Source organism: Actinomycetota bacterium (genome assembly GCA_028698215.1).
GTDB lineage: Bacteria > Actinomycetota > Humimicrobiia > Humimicrobiales > Humimicrobiaceae > Halolacustris.
The window spans coordinates 60,072-79,889 of the sequence record JAQVDY010000004.1; the positions used below are offsets into that span (position 1 = coordinate 60,072).

Annotated in this window: 14 protein-coding genes, 4 tRNA genes and 1 pseudogene; 16 read left to right on the forward strand and 3 right to left on the reverse strand. The window is 39.8% G+C overall.

Features of this window, described 5'->3' with window-relative positions; translation table 11 throughout:
- Positions 1 to 17 precede the first annotated feature (17 nt).
- Positions 18 to 1,814 carry an oligoendopeptidase F gene (gene pepF, locus PHN32_02460; protein ID MDD3776458.1) on the reverse strand — a complete coding sequence of 599 codons (1,797 nt, stop codon included), beginning with the start codon at positions 1,812 to 1,814 and terminating at the stop codon, positions 18 to 20.
- Between the two features lie 167 nt (positions 1,815 to 1,981).
- Between pepF and PHN32_02465 the strand changes: the two genes are divergently transcribed.
- The 7 genes and pseudogenes from PHN32_02465 to PHN32_02495 all read left to right on the forward strand — a co-directional run bounded on the left by PHN32_02465 (position 1,982) and on the right by PHN32_02495 (position 7,169).
- Complete coding sequence (locus tag PHN32_02465) at positions 1,982 to 3,010, forward strand: CARDB domain-containing protein (GenBank protein MDD3776459.1); 1,029 nt, start codon at positions 1,982 to 1,984, stop codon at positions 3,008 to 3,010.
- 78 nt (positions 3,011 to 3,088) lie between these two features.
- Positions 3,089 to 4,033, forward strand: coding sequence for a peptidoglycan DD-metalloendopeptidase family protein (locus tag PHN32_02470; protein MDD3776460.1), 945 nt, complete (start codon positions 3,089 to 3,091; stop codon positions 4,031 to 4,033).
- Between the two features lie 27 nt (positions 4,034 to 4,060).
- Positions 4,061 to 4,230: pseudogene (locus tag PHN32_02475) on the forward strand (ATP-binding cassette domain-containing protein).
- Positions 4,231 to 4,387: 157 nt separating this feature from the next.
- On the forward strand, positions 4,388 to 5,221 hold the full coding sequence (pheA, locus tag PHN32_02480; GenBank protein MDD3776461.1) for a prephenate dehydratase: 834 nt from the start codon (positions 4,388 to 4,390) through the stop codon (positions 5,219 to 5,221).
- Positions 5,222 to 5,232: 11 nt separating this feature from the next.
- Positions 5,233 to 6,498 (forward strand): serine--tRNA ligase, encoded by a 1,266-nt coding sequence (gene serS / locus PHN32_02485; protein MDD3776462.1) that lies wholly within the window; start codon positions 5,233 to 5,235, stop codon positions 6,496 to 6,498.
- A gap of 38 nt (positions 6,499 to 6,536) precedes the next feature.
- Positions 6,537 to 6,627 (forward strand) — tRNA-Ser (locus PHN32_02490).
- A gap of 275 nt (positions 6,628 to 6,902) precedes the next feature.
- Positions 6,903 to 7,169, forward strand: coding sequence for an RNA-binding protein (locus PHN32_02495; protein ID MDD3776463.1), 267 nt, complete (start codon positions 6,903 to 6,905; stop codon positions 7,167 to 7,169).
- 73 nt (positions 7,170 to 7,242) lie between these two features.
- On the opposite strand, the gene rpoD is transcribed toward PHN32_02495, so the two are convergent.
- Complete coding sequence (rpoD, locus tag PHN32_02500; GenBank protein ID MDD3776464.1) at positions 7,243 to 8,322, reverse strand: RNA polymerase sigma factor RpoD; 1,080 nt, start codon at positions 8,320 to 8,322, stop codon at positions 7,243 to 7,245.
- Positions 8,323 to 8,689: 367 nt separating this feature from the next.
- Here rpoD and PHN32_02505 point away from each other — a divergent pair.
- The 3 genes from PHN32_02505 (at position 8,690) to PHN32_02515 (ending at position 11,723) form a co-directional block, all read left to right on the forward strand.
- Positions 8,690 to 8,766, forward strand: a tRNA-Arg gene (locus PHN32_02505).
- Between the two features lie 34 nt (positions 8,767 to 8,800).
- On the forward strand, positions 8,801 to 9,964 hold the full coding sequence (locus PHN32_02510) for an iron-containing alcohol dehydrogenase (protein MDD3776465.1): 1,164 nt from the start codon (positions 8,801 to 8,803) through the stop codon (positions 9,962 to 9,964).
- Positions 9,965 to 9,971: 7 nt separating this feature from the next.
- Positions 9,972 to 11,723: a phosphoenolpyruvate carboxykinase gene (locus tag PHN32_02515; GenBank protein MDD3776466.1), complete on the forward strand. Its 1,752-nt coding sequence runs from the start codon at positions 9,972 to 9,974 to the stop codon at positions 11,721 to 11,723.
- Positions 11,724 to 11,725: 2 nt separating this feature from the next.
- On the opposite strand, the gene PHN32_02520 is transcribed toward PHN32_02515, so the two are convergent.
- Complete coding sequence (locus PHN32_02520) at positions 11,726 to 13,447, reverse strand: ABC-ATPase domain-containing protein (protein MDD3776467.1); 1,722 nt, start codon at positions 13,445 to 13,447, stop codon at positions 11,726 to 11,728.
- A 194-nt stretch (positions 13,448 to 13,641) separates the two neighbouring features.
- Here PHN32_02520 and PHN32_02525 point away from each other — a divergent pair.
- The 6 genes from PHN32_02525 to PHN32_02550 all read left to right on the forward strand — a co-directional run bounded on the left by PHN32_02525 (position 13,642) and on the right by PHN32_02550 (position 19,788).
- Positions 13,642 to 13,735, forward strand: a tRNA-Ser gene (locus PHN32_02525).
- 118 nt (positions 13,736 to 13,853) lie between these two features.
- Positions 13,854 to 14,708 (forward strand): hypothetical protein, encoded by an 855-nt coding sequence (locus PHN32_02530; protein ID MDD3776468.1) that lies wholly within the window; start codon positions 13,854 to 13,856, stop codon positions 14,706 to 14,708.
- A 326-nt stretch (positions 14,709 to 15,034) separates the two neighbouring features.
- The gene (locus tag PHN32_02535) at positions 15,035 to 15,688 is read left to right on the forward strand and encodes a DUF5752 family protein (GenBank protein ID MDD3776469.1); all 654 of its coding nucleotides are present in this window, start codon (positions 15,035 to 15,037) and stop codon (positions 15,686 to 15,688) included.
- Complete coding sequence (locus PHN32_02540; GenBank protein ID MDD3776470.1) at positions 15,685 to 16,908, forward strand: glycosyltransferase; 1,224 nt, start codon at positions 15,685 to 15,687, stop codon at positions 16,906 to 16,908. Before PHN32_02535 ends, PHN32_02540 begins: the two co-directional genes overlap by 4 nt.
- Before the next feature lie 5 nt (positions 16,909 to 16,913).
- On the forward strand, positions 16,914 to 19,625 hold the full coding sequence (locus tag PHN32_02545) for an HAD-IC family P-type ATPase (protein ID MDD3776471.1): 2,712 nt from the start codon (positions 16,914 to 16,916) through the stop codon (positions 19,623 to 19,625).
- 71 nt (positions 19,626 to 19,696) lie between these two features.
- Positions 19,697 to 19,788: transfer RNA gene (locus PHN32_02550), tRNA-Ser, on the forward strand.
- Positions 19,789 to 19,818 lie beyond the last annotated feature (30 nt).

Below are 19,818 nucleotides of genomic sequence, written 5' to 3' on the forward strand. Positions count from 1 at the left end.
TTCCTCCTTAAAATCAATTATATCAGGTTTTCGAGCTGGCCTACCAGCTTTGAAAATTGTTTTAAGGCCAAATTTACCGGTTGAGGCTGCGTCATGTCTATTCCTATCTTCTTTAAAAGAACTATGGGATAATCGCTGCCGCCGCTGGCCAAAAAGTCAAGGTATTGTTTCAAATAAGCCCCATCCTGTTTAATTTGCTGGGAGATAGCTGAGGCGGCACAGAAACCGGTAGCATATTTATAAACATAAAAGCTATTATAAAAATGGGGAATTCTTGCCCATTCCATTTCCAATCCCTGGTCCATTACTAAATGAGGGCCATAGTATTTCTTATTTAATGCAGAATAGATATCAGAAAGGTTCTGGTAAGTTAAGGGCTGTTGCGTTTGAACCATTTGGTGAATCTGTTTTTCAAACTCAGCAAACATGGTTTGCCTGAATACTGTATTTCTAAACTGTTCCAGGTAATGGTTTAAAATATAGAGTTTTTTCTTGGGTTGCCGGTAATGGTTTAAAAGGTGCTCGGTTAGCTTTATCTCATTTAAGGTGGAAGCTATTTCAGCTAAGAATATGGAATAGGCAGAATTGATATAGGGCTGACGCTGGTTAGACAGGTAACTATGAACCGAGTGGCCCAGTTCATGGGCTATGGTAAATATGCTGTCCAGGTTGTTCTGGTAGTTTAACAGGATAAAAGGGTGGCAGCTATAGCAACCCCAGGAGTAAGCACCACTGGTCTTGTTCTTGGTTTCCGCTACATCAATCCATCTATTGTCTAATGCCAGCTCTATGATGGACATATAATCAGTCCCTAGTGCAGAAAGCCCATCCTTAACTGTTTTTATCGCCTGAGGGTAAGAATAGGCATCTTGCATTTCTTCAGCCAGGGGAACATAAAGATCATAGGCATGAAGTTTTTTTTGGCCCAATGCTTGTTTTTTGATGTCTATGTATTGATGTAAGGAAGGAAGGTATTGGTGTACTGAATCTATAAGGTTATCATATACGGATAATGGTATATTGTCTTCAAATAAAGCCATTTCCAAAGAAGAGCTGTATTGTCTGGTTTGCGCAAAAAATAAATCTTTTTTAACTGAAAAGGATAAGGTAGAAGCAATAGTGTTTTTTTGCTGCCGGTAAGTTTTATAAAGCTGGGTGAATGCTTTTTTCCTTACTTTTCTGTCCCTATTTTCCATAAACTTAATATAGTTACCCTTGGTAAGTTCTACTTTTCGGCCTTTATCATCCGCTATGGCCGGAAATTTAATATCAGCATCGTTTATCATGGAAAAAATATATCTGGGTGCCTGGGCCATATCTCCACTTAAAGCTAGTATCTTTTCTTCCTGGGAGGTAAGGACATGTGATTTTTTCCTTAGCAGGTTACCTAAGAAATGACGGTAATCTGCAAACCTTTTCTGGCTGGATGCTTGTTTTAGATAAGCAGAGGGCAAAGATAATATTTCAGGAATTAGCCAAGCAGACTCAGTTTCAAATTTTATTAGCAAACCCTGGGCACGATCCAACATACCCTGGTACTCCGAATTGCCATTATCTTCATCTTTTTTTAGGTGGGCAAAAAAGAATAATTTCTCTACGGCCTGTGCTGTACCTGTATAAAAATTTAGAGTTTTATACAAGTTATCGATAGAACCTGAAAGACTGCCTTGAAACTGGGAAAAAATATTTATCTTGCTTTGTGTGGCAGAAAAGGTTTTTTCCCAGGACTTAAAGTCAGCAAAAATATCTTCTGTCTTCCATCTAAGATGCGCTGGTACATCATTTCTAACTGGTAATTTAGCCACTTCTTTCATTATTAAGTCCTTTTTAATTTTCCAATATTGTTTATTATATAAAAATACATTAATTTATTTAAATAAAATTGTATTTAAATAGCGCAAGGCGGTTTGAATTTTGTTATATTGGCTTGTATAATAAATTTGTTTTTTAGCAGGCTAAAATTCAACTCTAAAGGAAGGATTTGTTGGAGAGAAGAGGAAGAAAAGAATCAATCATCACCCTGATAATAATGATTATTATTGCAGCGGTGATTGTGAGTTGGATTTCAGGTTTATGGAGCTGTGAAGCAGGAAGAAAAGACCTTACAGAGGAAGAGAGGCTTAGCATTGCCGATTATGTTAATTCGGTTTCCGTGCTGGTTCAGCAATCAAATCAGGTTTCGTTTAACTTCTTTTTAACCCTGGACAGAATAAAAAACATATCCAGGGAGGAGCTGGACAGCTCCTTGCTGGGTATAATTGAAGAGAGCACAGTTATTTCTGAAAACTGCAATGAGCTTAATCCCCCCCAATCCTTTGAAGTAGCCCACGGTTATCTGAAGCTGGTCCTAAAGACCAGAAACCAAGCTTACCAAACTTTTAAGCCAGCCTTGTTTAATGCATTGCAGGACATAGATATAGACATTTCAAGCTCTCAGATGACCAATGCTTTTTTGTATATGTTTATGAGCGATGAGATTTATAAATATTTCCAGGAAGAGCTGCAGGTTGCCGGTGAGAATATGGATATTAATAATCTTACCATAATAGACTCGGTAATACTCCAGGATAAGAATTTAACTGACACCCAGAGTGTGGCCAGACTGGTAGAAGATCTAAAAACAGTTACTACCCTTCAGGAAAGGAGGGGAGTGGCAGTAGTAACTCAAAGCATAGAATTTGACCCCAGGGTTATAAATGAGCAGGGAGATTTCCTGATACTTTCCAAGGGTACTGAAATAAGCGTAACTATTTTGATAGAAAACCAGGGTAATATTGCGGAAAGGGACGTTAATGTGGTTATGACCTATAGGGCTCAGGATAATCCTGTAGAAGAAAAAACCTATACCATAGCCAATATAAACCCCTCGGAACAAAAAGCAGTTACTATTACTGGGTTCCCAGCTTATCCCGGCAGAAAATGTGATCTGGAAGTTACAGCAGGGCCAGTACCCGGAGAAGCTATTATCAACAATAACACCGCATCCTATAAGTTTATGATGGAAAACTAGATTTAGACTAAAAAGGGTTTTATAAGTTTTAATTTTCAGTTATAATTAGCCAAGTTTTGTAAATTATAATAGTTATTTATGGAAGAAAAGCAAGGTAAGTCGTTTACAATACTGGTATTATCTGATGCTAAGTCTAAAGTAAGAAAATTTAAAATCTCCTTTAACTTTCTAAGAGCATTATATGTTTGTGGGGTTATTGTAATTGCAGCTGCGGTAATATTGGTATCTAACCTCTATATAACCCGGCAAAAACTTGATGAGAAAATAGCAGAAATAGAAAGAATAGAATATAAAATAAATTACAAAACAGTAGAGTTGCAAAATTTGGAACAGAAAACCTCAGAGATAGAAACCAAGACTAAAATTCTGGAAAACTATTTAAAAGAAGTAGAAGAGCTGGATAGGGTAGTAAGGGATATTACCGGACAGGGAGGCTTCCAGAGCGAGGTTGCATTATATAATACTGAACTTAATGCAGATATAGACTTTGAGAATAATCCTGAAGAAGTTTTCTATTATGTAATTGACCAGGAACAGGAGCTAGACGATATTGATGCTCTGCTGGATCAATTACTGCAAGTGGCTCCCGGACTGTCAGAAAAACTATCCCAAGATAAAGCTAATATTGAAGACTACATATATTTGATGGAACATACCCCCTCCATATGGCCTACCTGGGGCAAGTTAACTTCCAAGTTCGGGGAAAGAAGGTGGGGATATAACCATAAAGGCCTGGATATTGCCAACAGCACAGGAGTTCCCATTAATGCCACTGCCAGCGGAGTAGTAATATTCGCCGATTACCACGGGGGCTATGGGAAAAAAGTTATGATTTACCATGGATTTGATTATACTACCGTATACGCCCATTTAAGCGAGATACATGTTAATGTAGGTGATGAAGTAAAACAAGGTGATGCTATCGGACTGATGGGCAATACAGGAAACAGCACTGGCCCTCATTTACATTATGAAGTATTGGTAGATGGTATACCACATGACCCCCAGGATTATATGCCCTAGAATTTGTTAAATATTTTTTAATTAACAATGGGTATCATACTAGAAGTCAATAATCTAGTAAAAACCAACGGCCAGCAAAAGCAGTAGACGGCATTAATTCTAGCATACAGGTAGGACATATTTTTGGTTTGCTGGATCCCAATGGCGCGGGGAAAACCACTACTGTAGAAATAATTGAAGGTTTAAGGAAACCAGATAGCAGTGTATCAGCTTGGCTAATAGCCACTTTGGAATTATCCATTAAGTTCTTTAAATGGAAATAGCGTAAACATACTTCTGGTTAAGCTAAAAACACTCTTTATAATACCTTTTTATTATTATATAATCTTTAAATCATTATCAGACAAATTTACTATGACTAAAATTGCATATTTGGGACCTGAGGGGACCTTTACCGAGGAAGCTTTAAACTGTTATTTAAAACAGAAAAAAGATATAGAAAAATTACCTTTGCCTACAGTTACTGATGTCGTTAAATATGTAGATAGGGGGCAGGCAGAAGAAGGGCTGGTGCCTATTGAGAATTCAATTGAAGGTTCGGTCAATATCACTTTAGATATCCTAACTTTTGAAAGCGAATCTAAGATAGTTAGGGAAATTATCATACCCATAAAGCATAGCCTGATTGCCAGAAAAGGGTTTAATGCCCAATCTATAAAAAAAATAATCTCCCATCCCCATGCTACAGCCCAGTGCCGAAACTATATTAGGTCTAATTACCCCCAGGCGGAGGTAATAGCTGCCAATAGTACGGCAGAAGCAGTAAAGAAGCTATTGGAAGCAAGTGATGACACTGCAGCCATAGGCACTGCTATCTCAGCCAAGCTCTATGATTTGGAGATAGTTGCCCGGGATATAGAGGATAATAAGGAGAACCGTACAAGGTTTGTATTTGTGGGAAATTATATACCATCCAGGACCGGTGATGATAAAACATCCCTGGTTTGTTTTTTAAAAAAAGATAAACCGGGGAGCTTATACAATATTTTAAGGGAATTTGCAGAAAGGAATATAAATTTAAGCAGGCTGGAATCAAGGCCGGCCAAGAAGAATTTAGGCGATTATGTTTTTATGATAGATGTGGAAGGCCATATACATGACACGGGGATATTTGAAGCTATCGAGGTATTGAGGAAAAAGGTTTATCTAATAAAAATATTAGGTTCCTACCCTGCATGGAAAGAATAAAGGAGCAGTAAGTGATAGATCTAGAGCTATTAAGGAATAATCCGGATACTATAAAGGAAGAAATAAGTAAAAGAAGAATGGACATTGATGTAGATGCCGATATTTTACTGGACCAAAAGCGGAGGTCCCTTATCTTTGAAGTGGAGCAGCTAAGGGCTGAAAAAAATGAAGCTTCAAAAATGATACCTAAACTAGACCAGGCACAAAAAGCAGCCAAGATTTCGGAAATGAAGGATTTAAACAGGCAGCTGCAGGAATTGGAAAAAAACCTGGCTTTGGTAGAAGAGGAGTTTTTTAACCACCTTGCTAATTATCCTAATCTATCTCATAGCAGCACCCCGGTAGGCAAAGACGAAAATGATAATGTTGCTCTTTACTATAAAGGTGAAAAACCCCATTTTGAATTTGAACCTAAGAACCATATTGAGTTGGGTAAAAACCTGGATTTACTGGATGATGACCGGGCTGCCAAGGTTTCGGGATCAAGGTTTGTATACCTTAAGAACGAAGCAGTGTGGTTGGAGTTTGCTTTAGTTCAGTACGTTTTAACTATCTTAACCCAGCGGGGGTTTATTCCGGTTATTCCTCCTACTATGGTAAAACAGCAGGCAATGTATGGTACCGGCTTTTTCCCTGCAGAAAAGACCCAATACTATAAAACTGAGTTGGATGATTTATATCTGGTAGGTACCGCTGAAGTCCCTTTGTGCGCCTATCATAGCGATGAATTTATTGATTATGATAATCTTCCATTAAAATATGCTGGTTTTTCGACCTGCTACAGAAGGGAGGCGGGGGCTTACGGAAAGGATATGGGGGGCATGTTTAGGGTCCATCAATTTGATAAAGTGGAAATGTTTATATATTCCCACCCTGACCAGTCCTGGCAGGAGTATGAGCTGCTAAGAGAAACTTTGGAAGAAATAATGGGGGGACTGGGGCTGCACTACCGGATAATGAACATGTGTACTGGAGATATTGGTAACCCTAATGCTAAGAAGTATGACCTGGAAGCCTGGCTCCCTGGACAGCAAAATTACCGGGAGCTGGCATCATGCAGCCATGATACGGATTACCAGGCTAGAAGGCTTAATATTAAATACCGGCAGGAAGATTTCAAGGGATTGGTACATACCATGAACAGCACTGCCTGCGCTATAGGCAGGACTTTAATTGCTATCTATGAGAATTACCAAACTCCTGAAGGTAATATAAAGGTCCCCAAAGCCCTAGCGCCTTATATGAATGGAATAGAAGAGATAAAGCCTAAAAAATAGGTTTTATTTATTCCAATTTTGTGTATAATTAGTGGCCTGGAGGGGTGGCAGAGTCTGGTTGATTGCGACGGTCTTGAAAACCGTTGAGGGTTTTTCCCTCCGGGGGTTCGAATCCCTCCCCCTCCGCCAGTTCTAGAATTTTACATGTTGCAATGACTATCTTTTTAAAAACCAATAAAGTATAAATTGGATTTTCTATATCCTTTTACATTAAAGAATACATATTACTGCTGACAATTATTGATTCTTAGATTTGATTTGACAAATATATATGAAAAAGATTAAAATTAAGTCTCTCTTTGTTTTGTAATATTTTGAGTAAGGGTAAAGTTTGTTTCTTTCTGTATCCTCTTTCAAAAAAATATTATCAAGCTTAGGGGAATAATATTACGAAGGAGGTTAACATGCAAGGTAGCAAACTATATGTTGGTAATTTTAGCTACTCCACTACCAAAGAACAGCTGGAAGAGCTGTTTGGCCAATACGGAAGTGTAAATGAAGTTACACTAATAGGCAATAAAGGTTTTGGTTTTGTGGAAATGTCTACTACCGAAGAAGCAGAAAAAGCAAAAGAAGCTTTGGATGGTTCTGAATTTAGTGGCAGAACTCTGAGGGTTGACGAAGCTAGGCCTAAGACCAGCAGACCAAGTAGAGACTTTAAAAGATATTAATTAAAAGAGTTTCTAAAATACAAATGGCTCACCTTTAAAACAAGGTGAGCCATTTTTATTGGGAACAATTATTTTAAAAATATCCCCTAAGGCTTTTTCCGGCACTGGATTTTTTGAGTTTGCTCAAAGTTTTAAATTCTATTTGCCTTATTCTTTCCCTGGTAACATTAAACTCCCTGCCCACTTCTTCCAGGGTTCGGGGATGGCCATCATGCAGTCCAAACCTTAATTCCAGGATTTTTCTTTCCCGGTCATTTAAAGTTGACAGTACCTGGTGCAGCTGCTGTTGAAGCATAAAAAAGGAAGCAGCTTCTGCCGGTTCTTTGGCTTCCGTATCCTCGATAAAATCCTCCAGGCTGGTATCACCTTCATCACCAATAGGTGTTTCCAGTGAAATTGGCTGCTGGCTGATTTTAATAATTTCCCTAATCTTATCTGGGCTGAATTCCGTAGAATCAGAAATCTCCTCCACGGAAGGATCCCTGCCTAGCTTTTGAATAAGCCTACGTTGGGTCCGAATTACCTTGTTGATATTTTCCACCATATGGACAGGCACCCTTATGGTCCTGGCTTGATCAGAGATTGCTCTGGTTATTCCCTGTCTAATCCACCAGGTAGCATAAGTGGAAAACTTGTACCCTTTACGGTAGTCAAATTTTTCTACAGCCCTCATTAACCCTAAATTACCTTCTTGAATCAAGTCTAAAAATAAGAGGCCCCTTCCTGCATATTTCTTGGCTATACTGACTACCAATCTTAAATTTGCCTTAATCAAGGCTTGCCTTGCCGCTAAATTACCTTCCTCAATTTTTTTTGCCAGCTGGGTTTCTTCCACTGCCGATAGCAGCCTGGTTCTGCCAATTTCCTTTAGGTACATCTGGACGGGGTCTTTAGAGGTAAATTTAAAGGAAGCATCACTAACGTGTTTAACCGCACTATGCTTGGTGCTAGAATCATCTTCTGGAGCCTCAGAATGAATATCTATATTAAGCTTGCCCAGGGCCTTGAATATATTACTGGCTTGATTTTTATTTAATTTTAAATCAGTGATAGTGCTTTTGATATCCTCGCTATCCAATATGCCTTTATCTTTTCCTTTTTGTATTAATTGTTTTATTTGTTTTAATTTTAGTTCAGTCTTTACTTTAATCACCTATGTCTTATATTAATAATGTTAAAAAAATACCTGGCTGAATTCAACTTAAGTAGTAATTTTAAGTGGATGATTTAAGCTTAAAAAATAAAGCCAAACCTGTATCTTAAATTAGCTAGGTTAAATATGTTTATTTTTATAGTTATTATAGCACAATAGCCAAACATTATAAATTGCAGCCCACTTAGCTTAATAATCAACATATCGGGGGTTAAAAACCAGAAAATAGGTGGAAAGCCTGAAAGGATTATTTAAATTTTAAATAAAATTGTTTTCCGGCATCCAGGTGATGCATAACAGGACAGAGCGTTTTCAGCTGATTGATTTTAAGTCTTATTTTTGTTATAAAGTTAAGCAGCTTAAAGGCGCGCCTGTAGCTCAACTGGATAGAGCAGTGGACTACGAATCCATCGGTTGGGGGTTCGAATCCTCTCAGGCGCACCATTTTATAATATAGCTAGGGGGAGGGGTAATAGATATGAAGGATTTTGAGTTTAGTATGCCAACCAAAATCATCTTTGGCAGAGGTGTTGAGAAAAAAATAGGACAGGAAATTAAAAAATATGCACAAAAAATCCTTTTCCACTATGGTAGCGGCAGCATAAAAAAGAATGGTCTTTATGAGCAGGTATTAAAATCCTTAAGAGAAAATGATATAGGTTTTGTTGAGCTGTCCGGAGTACAGCCAAACCCCAGGCTAAGCCTAGTCCAGGAAGGTATAAGGCTGTGCAGGGAGAACAAGATTGAATTAATACTGGGAGTAGGGGGAGGATCCGTAATCGATTCAGCTAAAGCCATTGCCATAGGAGTCCCCCATGAGGGCAATGTATGGGATTTTTATACCAAGAAGGCAACTGTAACCAAGGCATTACCGGTAGGAGCAATACTAACCATACCTGCAGCTGGAAGCGAAGCCAGCAATGGTTCGGTCATTACTAATGATAGTAATGACTACAAAAGACCGGTAGAAAGCGAACTCATCAGGCCCAAATTTGCTTTTATGAATCCGGAAACTACCTTTACCCTGCCTGCTTACCAGACTTCATGCGGAGCTTCAGATATAATGGCCCATGTCATGGAAAGATATTTTACCCGGGTTAAGAATGTTGATCTTACGGACAGGCTGTGCGAGTCTGTCTTAAAAACAATGATTAAATTTACCCCTATTGTCTTGGAGGAACCGGAAAACTATGATGCCAGGGCAGAGATTATGTGGGCGGGAACAGTAGCTCATAATGATCTTTTAACTACTGGAAGACAAGGAGACTGGGGCACTCATATGATAGAGCATGAAATTAGCGCTATCTACGATATAGCCCATGGGGCGGGACTTTCTATAGTTTTCCCGGCTTGGATGAAATATGTTTATAAAAGTGATTTGGAGAGGTTTGCCCAGTTTGCTACCAGGGTATGGAATGTTGACCCTGATTTATTTGATTTAGAGCAGACCGCTTTGCAGGGAATAAGAAGGCTGGAGCAGTTCTATACCCAAATTAAGATGCCCATAAGGTTAAGCGAAATAAATATAGGCCATGACCGGTTTGAGGAGATGGGGGCCAAAGGTGTGGAATTTGGAAATCCTGGCAACTTTTTGGAGCTCAGAAAAGAAGATATAATAAACATATTAAAATTGGCACAGTAAGGATTTTATGGCTATTTATTCCTACAATATTACCGATAAGAAGGTAATTATAAAAATTGATAGAAGGATATGTGAAACTTCTGAAGAACTTGTGGAAAGTGAATTATTTGCTGAGGTGATAAGGCGTTGTATAAAAAACCTTCAGAAGCATCATTCTCCACTTCTGGGAATCTTCCAGGGCAGGGATATTGATTCTAACACAGAAGAAAGCCTGATAGGGGTTCTAAAACTGTTAACTATTTATCCTGCCCGGCTAATCCCAAAAATGGCAGAGAAATACAATTTTTTAGTTGAAAAAAGTGAACTGCTCAATGATTTTGTAGAATATCTTTACAATTATTGGAGAAGTTTTGAAAGGTTTGTAATTTGTAGTTCAGAAATAGAGGCATTAGATAAAAAACCTTACCGTACTTTTAACCAGACTGTAGAAACACTTACTCATCTGGTAAGGGGAACCTACAGGGATTTACAGGAAAATATTACTGGAAAACATCCCCGCATATACCGGCAGGTTAGGGCAGGTTCCGAAGTGGCAGCTATTGCCCAGCCTAAAAAATTGGGAATGCCCCCAGGCCTTTATGAAAAACTGGAAGGAATACCTGTAATCAGGCAAGCCTTAATTTACCCTCCTTTAGTGTTGAACCCTCCTATGAATAAAAGGACTGGAAGCTTCGAGAGATTGGATAAGAATCCTTTAGAAAAAGTAGAAATAAATAAAGAGGATTGGCTATGTTATCCAGCACAGGTGGGCCCGTTGGCTATTTATATATTTTTCCATCGTCATTTCTATGAATTAGGATTCTCGCTGTCCAATCTGTTTGAGTTGGTAGAAGATGATAATTTAGGTACAAAACCGGATGCTGTATACCTGTTTGGGGTTGAGGAATCCCAAATCAAGGACTTGGCTGATTTTCCTACTGTCTTCTATGATGATGTTGAAAATGATTTAATGATAGCGGCAGTTCCCAATGCTGATCGTTTTGGCTATTTTGGGTATCTTAAAAAAATGGTACTTACCCTTCACAATATTATTATGATGAAGAGGGGCAGGTGGCCTTTCCATGGAGCACTGGTTAATATAAAACTGGTAGGTGGGGAGGATGCTACTGTACTGATGGTGGGGGACACAGGAGCAGGCAAATCCGAGACATTGGAGGCACTGAGAATATTAGGCCAGAAATATATTCGGGATATGACTATTATTGCTGATGATATGGGATCGGTTGAATTAAAATCAGGGCAAATTTTAGGCTATGGTACTGAAATAGGTGCTTTCCTAAGATTGGATGACTTACAGCCAGGGTATGCTTTTGGCCAGATGGACCGGGCTATTATCATGAGCCCCAATCAGGTTAATGCCAGGATTGTATTGCCGGTTACCAATATTGATACCATATTAAAGGGCTGGAAAATAAACCTGATCCTTTATGCTAATAACTATGAAAATGTTGACCAGGATCATCCTATTATCGAGTTTAACAGCAATTATAGGGATGCTTTACGGATGTTTAGGGAAGGTACGGTAATGAGTAAGGGTACTACCACTTCAACTGGATTGACTCATTCTTATTTTGCAAATATATTTGGAGCTCCCCAATATAAAGATTTGCATGAGAAAATAGCAGATAAATATTTTCAAGCTTTTTTCCAGAAAGGCATAAAGGTAGGCCAGATTAGAACCAGGCTGGGCATAGAAGGATATGAGATGAATGGTCCCCAAGAGGCGGCTACCAGTTTGCTGGAAGTTATTTCCCAATAGGCCTATGGCTTTTTCTGTACCACTTTTAGGCTTCTAAGCCTGTTTATGGCTGCACCTATTTCTATTTTCCTGGGCAGGGCAAAACTGCCCGGATGTTTAGAGGCAAAAGGGGATATGACCTTTAGCCCACCAGTACTAATATCTGAAATTACTTTATCCAGGCACTGGCTAAGAGTAAGGCTGCCGTCAATATATTTATTCTTTAAAGCATAATAAATTATTTCTGAAATAGCGTTAACCTGGCTGGAGTCAACTATTTGTTCCAGGGCTGAAAGGTCAATATCTTCCAACCCAAATGTAATCTGGCTTATGCCCCTGGATTTTATTTTCTTTTTATTCCCCCGGTAAGGATTGATGCTTTCCGGCAGGGGTATCCTCTCAGTTATGGCACCAAAACAGCCGGGGATTTCGTTATTTCTTTTATCTTTTTTATTTTTAATCATCTGTTTTGCCTGGTTGGTAACCAGTGCAGGCAGATATGTATCCATCATAATCACCTGGTCAGCTACTTCAAAATAATCACTGCAGCCTCCCATTACCATGAGAATAGAAGTTTTATACTGCTTAAAAAGATTTTTAACCTGGTCAATGAATGGGGTTATAGGTTCTTTATTATTGGGAACTATTTTTTGCATTATTGGGTCCCTGATAAGGAAATTGGTGGCAGAGGTATCTTCATCTATTAATAATAAATCTGTTCCCAGCTCTAGTGCTTCCATAATATTAGCGGCTTGGGAGGTGCTCCCACTGGCGTTGGGGGTGCTAAATTTCTGAGTGTTTTTACCTCTTGGCAAATTATTAATAAAAGGAGAAATATCTACCTTTTGTATGCTACGGCCTTCCTCCGCCCTGATTTTTACTGCGTTTTTTAGGGCTATTACATATTCTCTGCCATCCTGGGGAACATGGTTGTATACACCCTGCTTTACTGCTTCCAGAAGAGTTGTTTTGCCATGGAAACCTCCTCCAATTATCAAGGTTATGCCGGGGGGAATGCCCATACCCTTAACTTTTCCTTTATGGGGAGCAGTAAGCTCTATCTCTAGTTGAGGGGGAGATTTAAAAGGTACGGCATCTTCTAGGGAGAGGGGCTTATCTGAGACCCCGCTTCTTCGGGGAAGGATGGAGCCGTTAGCAATAAAAGCTACCAGATTATGGTTTGGCAGCTGCTTCCGCAAATAAACCTGGTCTTCGCATACCTGAATATAGTTTATACAATCATCCTTATTTAGGGCCGAATAAAACAGGGAAAGAGATATAATCTTGGGAATTTTTTCCATTAGAAGGGTTTCGCACTCCCTGCCCATTATCCTACGGCCCCTGGCGGGAAGACCGGCATAAAAGCATACCTCCACTAATTTTTGGTTAACTGTGCATGAAGTTCTTTCCAGTATATGTTGTCTGCCGCAATCTATATGCAGCAAGCCCGACTTGCCGCTGCCAGTTTTTGAGAGGGATAAATTGTTGATAGCTTGGCTGAAAGCCCGGGTAATATAATCCTGCAGGGCTATCCTACGGGGTTTTGTGTTAAACAGGCCGGGGCTAAATTTTGCTTTTTCCTGCATAACCCTGGCCCGTAATTTAGAAGGAGCGGCAAAGGGATCCCCCTGTATATGGTCTAAATACAGTGTAAAGTCTTCAAAATCATAGCTTCCCCTTAATTGCTGGTAGGCTTTATACCCTCTTTGGTCTATTTTTTGGATTAATTTTTTTAAATATTTCATAATATAAGGTCTTTTATTGATGCAGGTAGTACCATTTTGTTTATACCTATATATTTTAATAACATAGGGCCTCTGTAACAAGGATATTTTTTTAAATAAATGTTTTAAAATATAGTATAAATATATTACAATAGCTTGCGGATAAGCTTGATGCTTTTTTTTACAATAGTTGTTATTATATACAATACTCGTTGGGAGGAGTGCGTGAGTGGCTGAAACGGGCCGCCTGCTAAGCGGTTAGGTGGGTATTAGCCCGCCTCGAGGGTTCGAATCCCTCCTCCTCCGCCATAATTCTATCTATTGCTTAAAACCATTTTCAGCATCATATTTTAAATTAGGACATCATTGGAATTTGAAATTATCATCTAAATCATTATAATTTAGTGAAAAAAAGGAGGTAAAATCGATGAAAACTAAAACCAAACTAATTGCTGCAATAACAATCATAGCCCTTACCTCTATGCTGCTGGCATCCTCTGGATGTTTTTTCCGGCCAGCATTAGAGCAAGAAAAGTCTACTGTTCCCCAGGAGACAGCTACAGAAGAGCAAAGCACTGAAAAACAAGTACCGGAGCAGGAGGATAATGTTGCGGACGAAAAAATTTCTCCAGAACCGGAACAGGAGGAGCAGGTAGGTGGGGAAGCTGAACAGGAGAGTAATTCCTTTTTCGCTTACGCCATACTAAAAAGCTATGATGCAGGACAAAAAAAGCTATATGTAGAGCAGCTGATAAATGAACCCAACCAGCAGGAAATAGGGGATCAGGTAACCCATTCCAGCAATTGCCAGGCCATTCTGAGTGTTTTGGTAAGAAATGGTACAGAAGCTGAATATGTTCAAGGTATAAGTATTGAAGACATACCTACCGGGCAGGAAGTAGGATTGGATGTAAAAAACGGGGTGGTGGAAAAAATAATTTACCAGTTATGGCTGGATGAAAGCCAGCAGGCTGAAGTTAAGCCTGTAGATGGGCAAAATGAATTTTTTGCCAATGCCATTTTAAAAGGTATAGTTGATGGAAGCACCCTGCTGGTAGAGCAGCTTGTAAATGAACCCAATCAAAAAGAAATAGGGGAAAATATAGTATTGGCTCAAAACAGCCAAACTTATTTTTCGGCAGTAATTAGGTCCAATGGACAAGAAAAGGAAATAATAAACGCAATAGACATTTATAAGATTCCCAGAAACCAGGAGGTAGGACTCATAGTGGGCAATGATACTAAGGTTTCTGCTGTAATCTATTCCCTGGTTTTGGAATAATTTGACTCATTAGCTTTTAAGCCAATTGGCAAGGGGATAAACAGACGAAGCAACAATCAGCATGGCTGCGAGCTGCAATTCTGTAAATGGTTTTAATAATAGCCGGGGGTAATGCAGTTCTAGGTCGTAAATAGCAGCCCTGACAATTAGGACATGGCAACCCAGGCCCTTTGCTTCCCCTAACATGAAGTAAAGGTTTGGGCTGGAGAAAAAAAGTGGGATTTATTGATTTATAAATTTTAAGGGTTTGTATTTCCCTGGCTTTTTTTACATAATTATTAACAGGGCCAGTTATCTGGCCCATATTTAAATTATCTATTTGATAAATGGTTAAGAAAAAAACTGAAAAATTCATATTTAAGGATAGCGTTGTACTGGTAAGCCCTACTGGGCAGAGGGCCCAGAACCTAAAAGAGTTTCTAAATATACTTGAAGGATCTCCGGATAGAGTTATCTTCCATCATCTATACCAGTCTCATTTAAAGTATGGTTTAACTTTAAAAGATTACCCTAATGACTTTGCCAATTGGGCTGCAGAAGCCCTGGAAGATATAGCCTTGGCGGAAAAGCTGGCCAGTTTTGACCCTTATGACTTTCCCTATGTGTCCCAAGCCAAAGAAGTAATGGTGTCCATACTGGAGGAGCATTTGTGGGATTTACCGACTGTACCCTGGGTTAGGCCCGGTTTTGAATTCTATTTCAGCTATTCGGCTACCATAGTATTGGATACCTCTAATGAGGCCAGTACTATAGGGCAGTTTGCCAAAGCTTTATCACACATACCTGACTCCAGTCTCTATTACCACTTTTATGAAGCCAGAAAACGCCATAAAACTAAACAGGGAGATGATTTTTCAGTATGGATAGAATCAAATTTTAACCTTCCGGATTTAGTAGAAGAAATAAGGAATATAGATTTCTATTTCTTCAGCCTGGCCGAGGTAAGAGAAAAACTATTGACCTTAATGGGGAAGTTATGAGCATGCTAGCAGCCTATCAGCATATAGTTGGCAAGGATAAAATCGACCAACTTTACCGGCTGGCCAAATTGTCTGAAAATAAAAAAGTAGTGATGGTAAACTCTACCAAGGATGGGGGAGGAGTAGCTGAAATACTTCACCGCCTGGTGCCCTTGCTATGTGAGTTAGGCATAGACTGCCGTTGGGAAACCATAAAGGCAGAGCCTTCCTTTTATGAGATTACTAAATCCATGCACAATGCCATGCAGGGAAAAAAGATAAATTTCAGCCCTGAAACCTTGGATTACTATTTGGAGGTAAACCGTAAAAATGCCAAGAACCTAAACCTGGAGGCAGACATAGTGGTTATACATGACCCCCAGCCCCTGGCTTTGGTAAGCTACTACCCCCATAATAAGAGCAAGTGGGTATGGAGATGCCATATCGATACTTCTAAACCGGAATTATCCCTTTGGAAATTTTTTAAGAAGCATCTACTGGGTTATGAGGCCAGCATTTATTCCATAGCTAAGTTTTCACGTCCTCTACCGCATCCCCAGTATCTTATACCTCCTTCCATAGACCCACTGGCTGAAAAAAATCGTGATATGGCCCCGGAAGAAATTAAAAAAGCGGTATCCTCTTTTGGATTATCAGATTCTAAACCCATGCTTCTTCAGGTATCGCGTTTTGATAAGTTTAAAGACCCGGTAGGTGTAATTGAAGCTTATCGGCTGGTAAAAAAGGAACTGGATATCCAGCTGGTACTGGCAGGAGGCACTGCCTCTGACGACCCTGAAGGAGAAATGGTTCTGCAGGAAGTTAGAAAGGCGGCTGGAAATGACCCTGATATACATATCCTTCTTCTGGACCCAGGTTCCAATACCCAAATTAATGCCTTACAGAGAGCTGCGGATGTAATCATCCAAAAATCTACTAAGGAGGGCTTTGGCTTGGTGGTTACTGAGGCCATGTATAAGGGTAAACCGGTGGTAGGGGGAGCAGTGGGAGGTATTACCATACAGATACAAAACCATCAGACCGGTTTTTTAGTGCACTCTCCAGAAGGAGCAGCCTACCGCATAAGATATTTGATTAACAGGCAGCAAGTTAGGCAACAAATGGGAAAAGCAGCAGCAGAGTATGTTATAGGCAACTTCCTTATTACCCGTCACTTAAGAGATTACCTGGCTTTGTTCTATATTTTATACAATATGAATCAAGGCATTATTTACGTGTAACCATTATGGTTGAAAAAGAGAAAATAGCGTTAAAATGCTATTTAAAAACAGTAGAAGAGACTCTGCAGGAACTGGATACAGACCGTACAGGTTTGACCGCCCAAGAAGCAGCACAAAGGATAGAGCAATATGGGCCTAATAGGATTCCTTCAAAAAAGGCTATTACGGTTTGGCAGGTCATATTAAGACAATTTAAAAGCCCCTTAATCTATATACTACTAGCTGCAGCTGTTGTTTCCTTGGCCATGGGAGAATACAAAGACACTATATTTATATTGGTAGTGATAGTGCTTAATTCAGGGTTGGGAACCTATCAGGAGTACAAAGCAGAGAAAAGTGCTCAATCTCTTGAAAGTTATTTAAAGAAATGGGCCAGGGTTATAAGAGGGGGCGAGGAAAAAGGTATAGATGCCTCCCAGTTAGTGCCCGGGGATATTGTACTGCTTCAGCCAGGAGACAAGGTTCCGGCAGACCTTAGGTTGATAAATACCAATAATTTAACCGTGGACCAATCTATCCTTACCGGAGAATCAACTACAGTAGAAAAAAACATCAAAACCATGGCTGACGAGAGAGCTACTAGTGATTGTGCCAATATGGTCTTTGCTGGCACCACAGTAAGTTCTGGCAGGGCCAGGGGGGTGGTGGTAGCTACGGGCCTGGAAACAGAAATAGGCAAGATAGCAGAAGCAGTGTATGCTGCTGATGATGTAAAGCCTCCACTGCTGATAAGGATGGACAGGTTTGCCAAACAGATTGGATTCATAGTGCTGGCGGCAGCAGCGGTGATTGCGGTAGTGGGCCTGTTACAGGGCTATGGGTATTCGGAAGTTTTTCTACTTGCAATTGCCCTGGCAGTATCTGCTATACCGGAAGGTTTACCCATTGCGGTTACAGTAGCCTTATCTATTTCTACCAATAGAATGGCTAAGAGAAATGTAATAGTAAGGAAATTAGCTGCTGTAGAAAGCCTGGGAAGCTGTACCCTTATTGCCAGTGATAAGACCGGTACCTTAACGGTTAACCGCCAGACGGTACAGAAGGTTATATCGGGTTCAGGAAAAAGTTATGAAGTTACTGGCCTGGGATATAACGATCAAGGCCATATAGAAGATGCCAATGGCCTAAAAACAGAACAGGATGAATTTATATCTGAGTTAGCTGAAGCCTGTATAATGGATAATGAAGCAAGCCTGCAGCAGGATGATGGCAAGTGGACCCATGCAGGCGATCCGGTAGAAATTGCCCTGTTATCTTTTGCCTATAAAGCTGGGATTAACCCCAAGCACTTAAGATATAAAACTTCATACTTGGGCGGGATACCCTTTGAATCAGAAAACAAGTTTTCTGCTACTGTCTATCAAAAGGATGATAAGGTTAAAGCAGTAGTCAAAGGTGCAGCAGAAGTAGTAGTCCCTATGGCTAAACAAGTATGGCCCCAGAACCCCGGACAGCCTTATAACCAGGATAAAATTTTGGATTTTGTAAACCAGCTAACCAGGCAGGGGTACAGGGTTTTAGCTGTAGCTACTTCCGACTCAATAAATAAGGATAATTATGAAAATTTAACCCTTAAGGACCTTGGTTCGCTCAGCTTGCTGGCCATAATAGGTTTTTCTGATCCTTTAAGACCGGAAGTAGAAGAGGCAGTGCTAAAGAGTCAGAAAGCAGGCATAAGGGTAGTTATGGTTACTGGTGACCATCCAGAAACAGCCCTGTCCATTGCCCAAAAGCTTAACATTGCCCAAAATATGGATAAGGTACTTACCGGTAGACAGCTAAAAGATTTAGAAGAGGGACAAGAGATAAGTGCAGAGCTTAAGGAAAAGATAGGGCAAGCTACGGTGTTTGCCCGGGTATCTCCTATTCAGAAATTAAATATTGTTGACTTATTAAGAAAAGCAGGAAATTTTGTAGCAGTTACCGGGGATGGCGTAAATGATGCTCCCGCCTTAAAGAAAGCTAATATAGGAGTAGCTATGGGTTCTGGTACTGATGTTGCTAAGGATACAGCTTCCATTATAGTTACTGATGATAGTTTTGCTTCTATAGTGTCCGGCATAGAAGAAGGGAGGTTTGCCTATGATAATATAAGGAAAGTAACCTACTTGCTCATTTCTACGGGGGCTGCAGAGATATTGATTTTTATGTCTGCATTATTTATGGGGTTGCCACTGGCCCTGGTAGCAATACAAATATTGTGGCTTAATTTGGTAACCAATGGTATACAGGATATAGCACTTGCTTTTGAAGGCGGAGAGCCAGGGGCAATGGCCCGCAAACCACGGGACCCCAATGAAGGAATATTTAACCGCCTTATGATAGAACAAACCCTGATATCAGGAATATCAATGGCTATAATTACCATTGGTACCTGGTATTATTTAATGGAAAAAGGATATGAAATATCTTCAGCCAGAAACCTTATACTGATGCTGATGGTTCTAATGCAGAACATACATGTTTTTAATTGCCGCTCTGAATCCAATTCCACCTTTAGGGTTTCCCTGAGCAGAAACTATTTGCTGATAGGAGGAGTCTTAGCCGCACAAGGAATACATTTGGCCAGCCTTTACATTCCCTTCATGCAAAATCTTTTAGGGGTATCACCAATTACTTTTACCCAATGGCTATTGCTGTTTTCTCTAGCTACCATAGTATTATGGGTAATTGAAACATACAAGTTCGTGAAAAGAAAAATAGGTGCATTTAGCTGATTGATTTTTATTTTATGTTCCATATAATAAAGACTTACACCCTCATCTAATGTTATAATTGCTTCGGTTAAGGAGAGATGGCTGAGCGGCTTAAGGCGCACGCTTGGAAAGCGTGTAGGTGGCGTAAGCTGCCTCGAGGGTTCGAATCCCTCTCTCTCCGCCAAATTAGCCTGAAATCAACTATGAAGGGAGC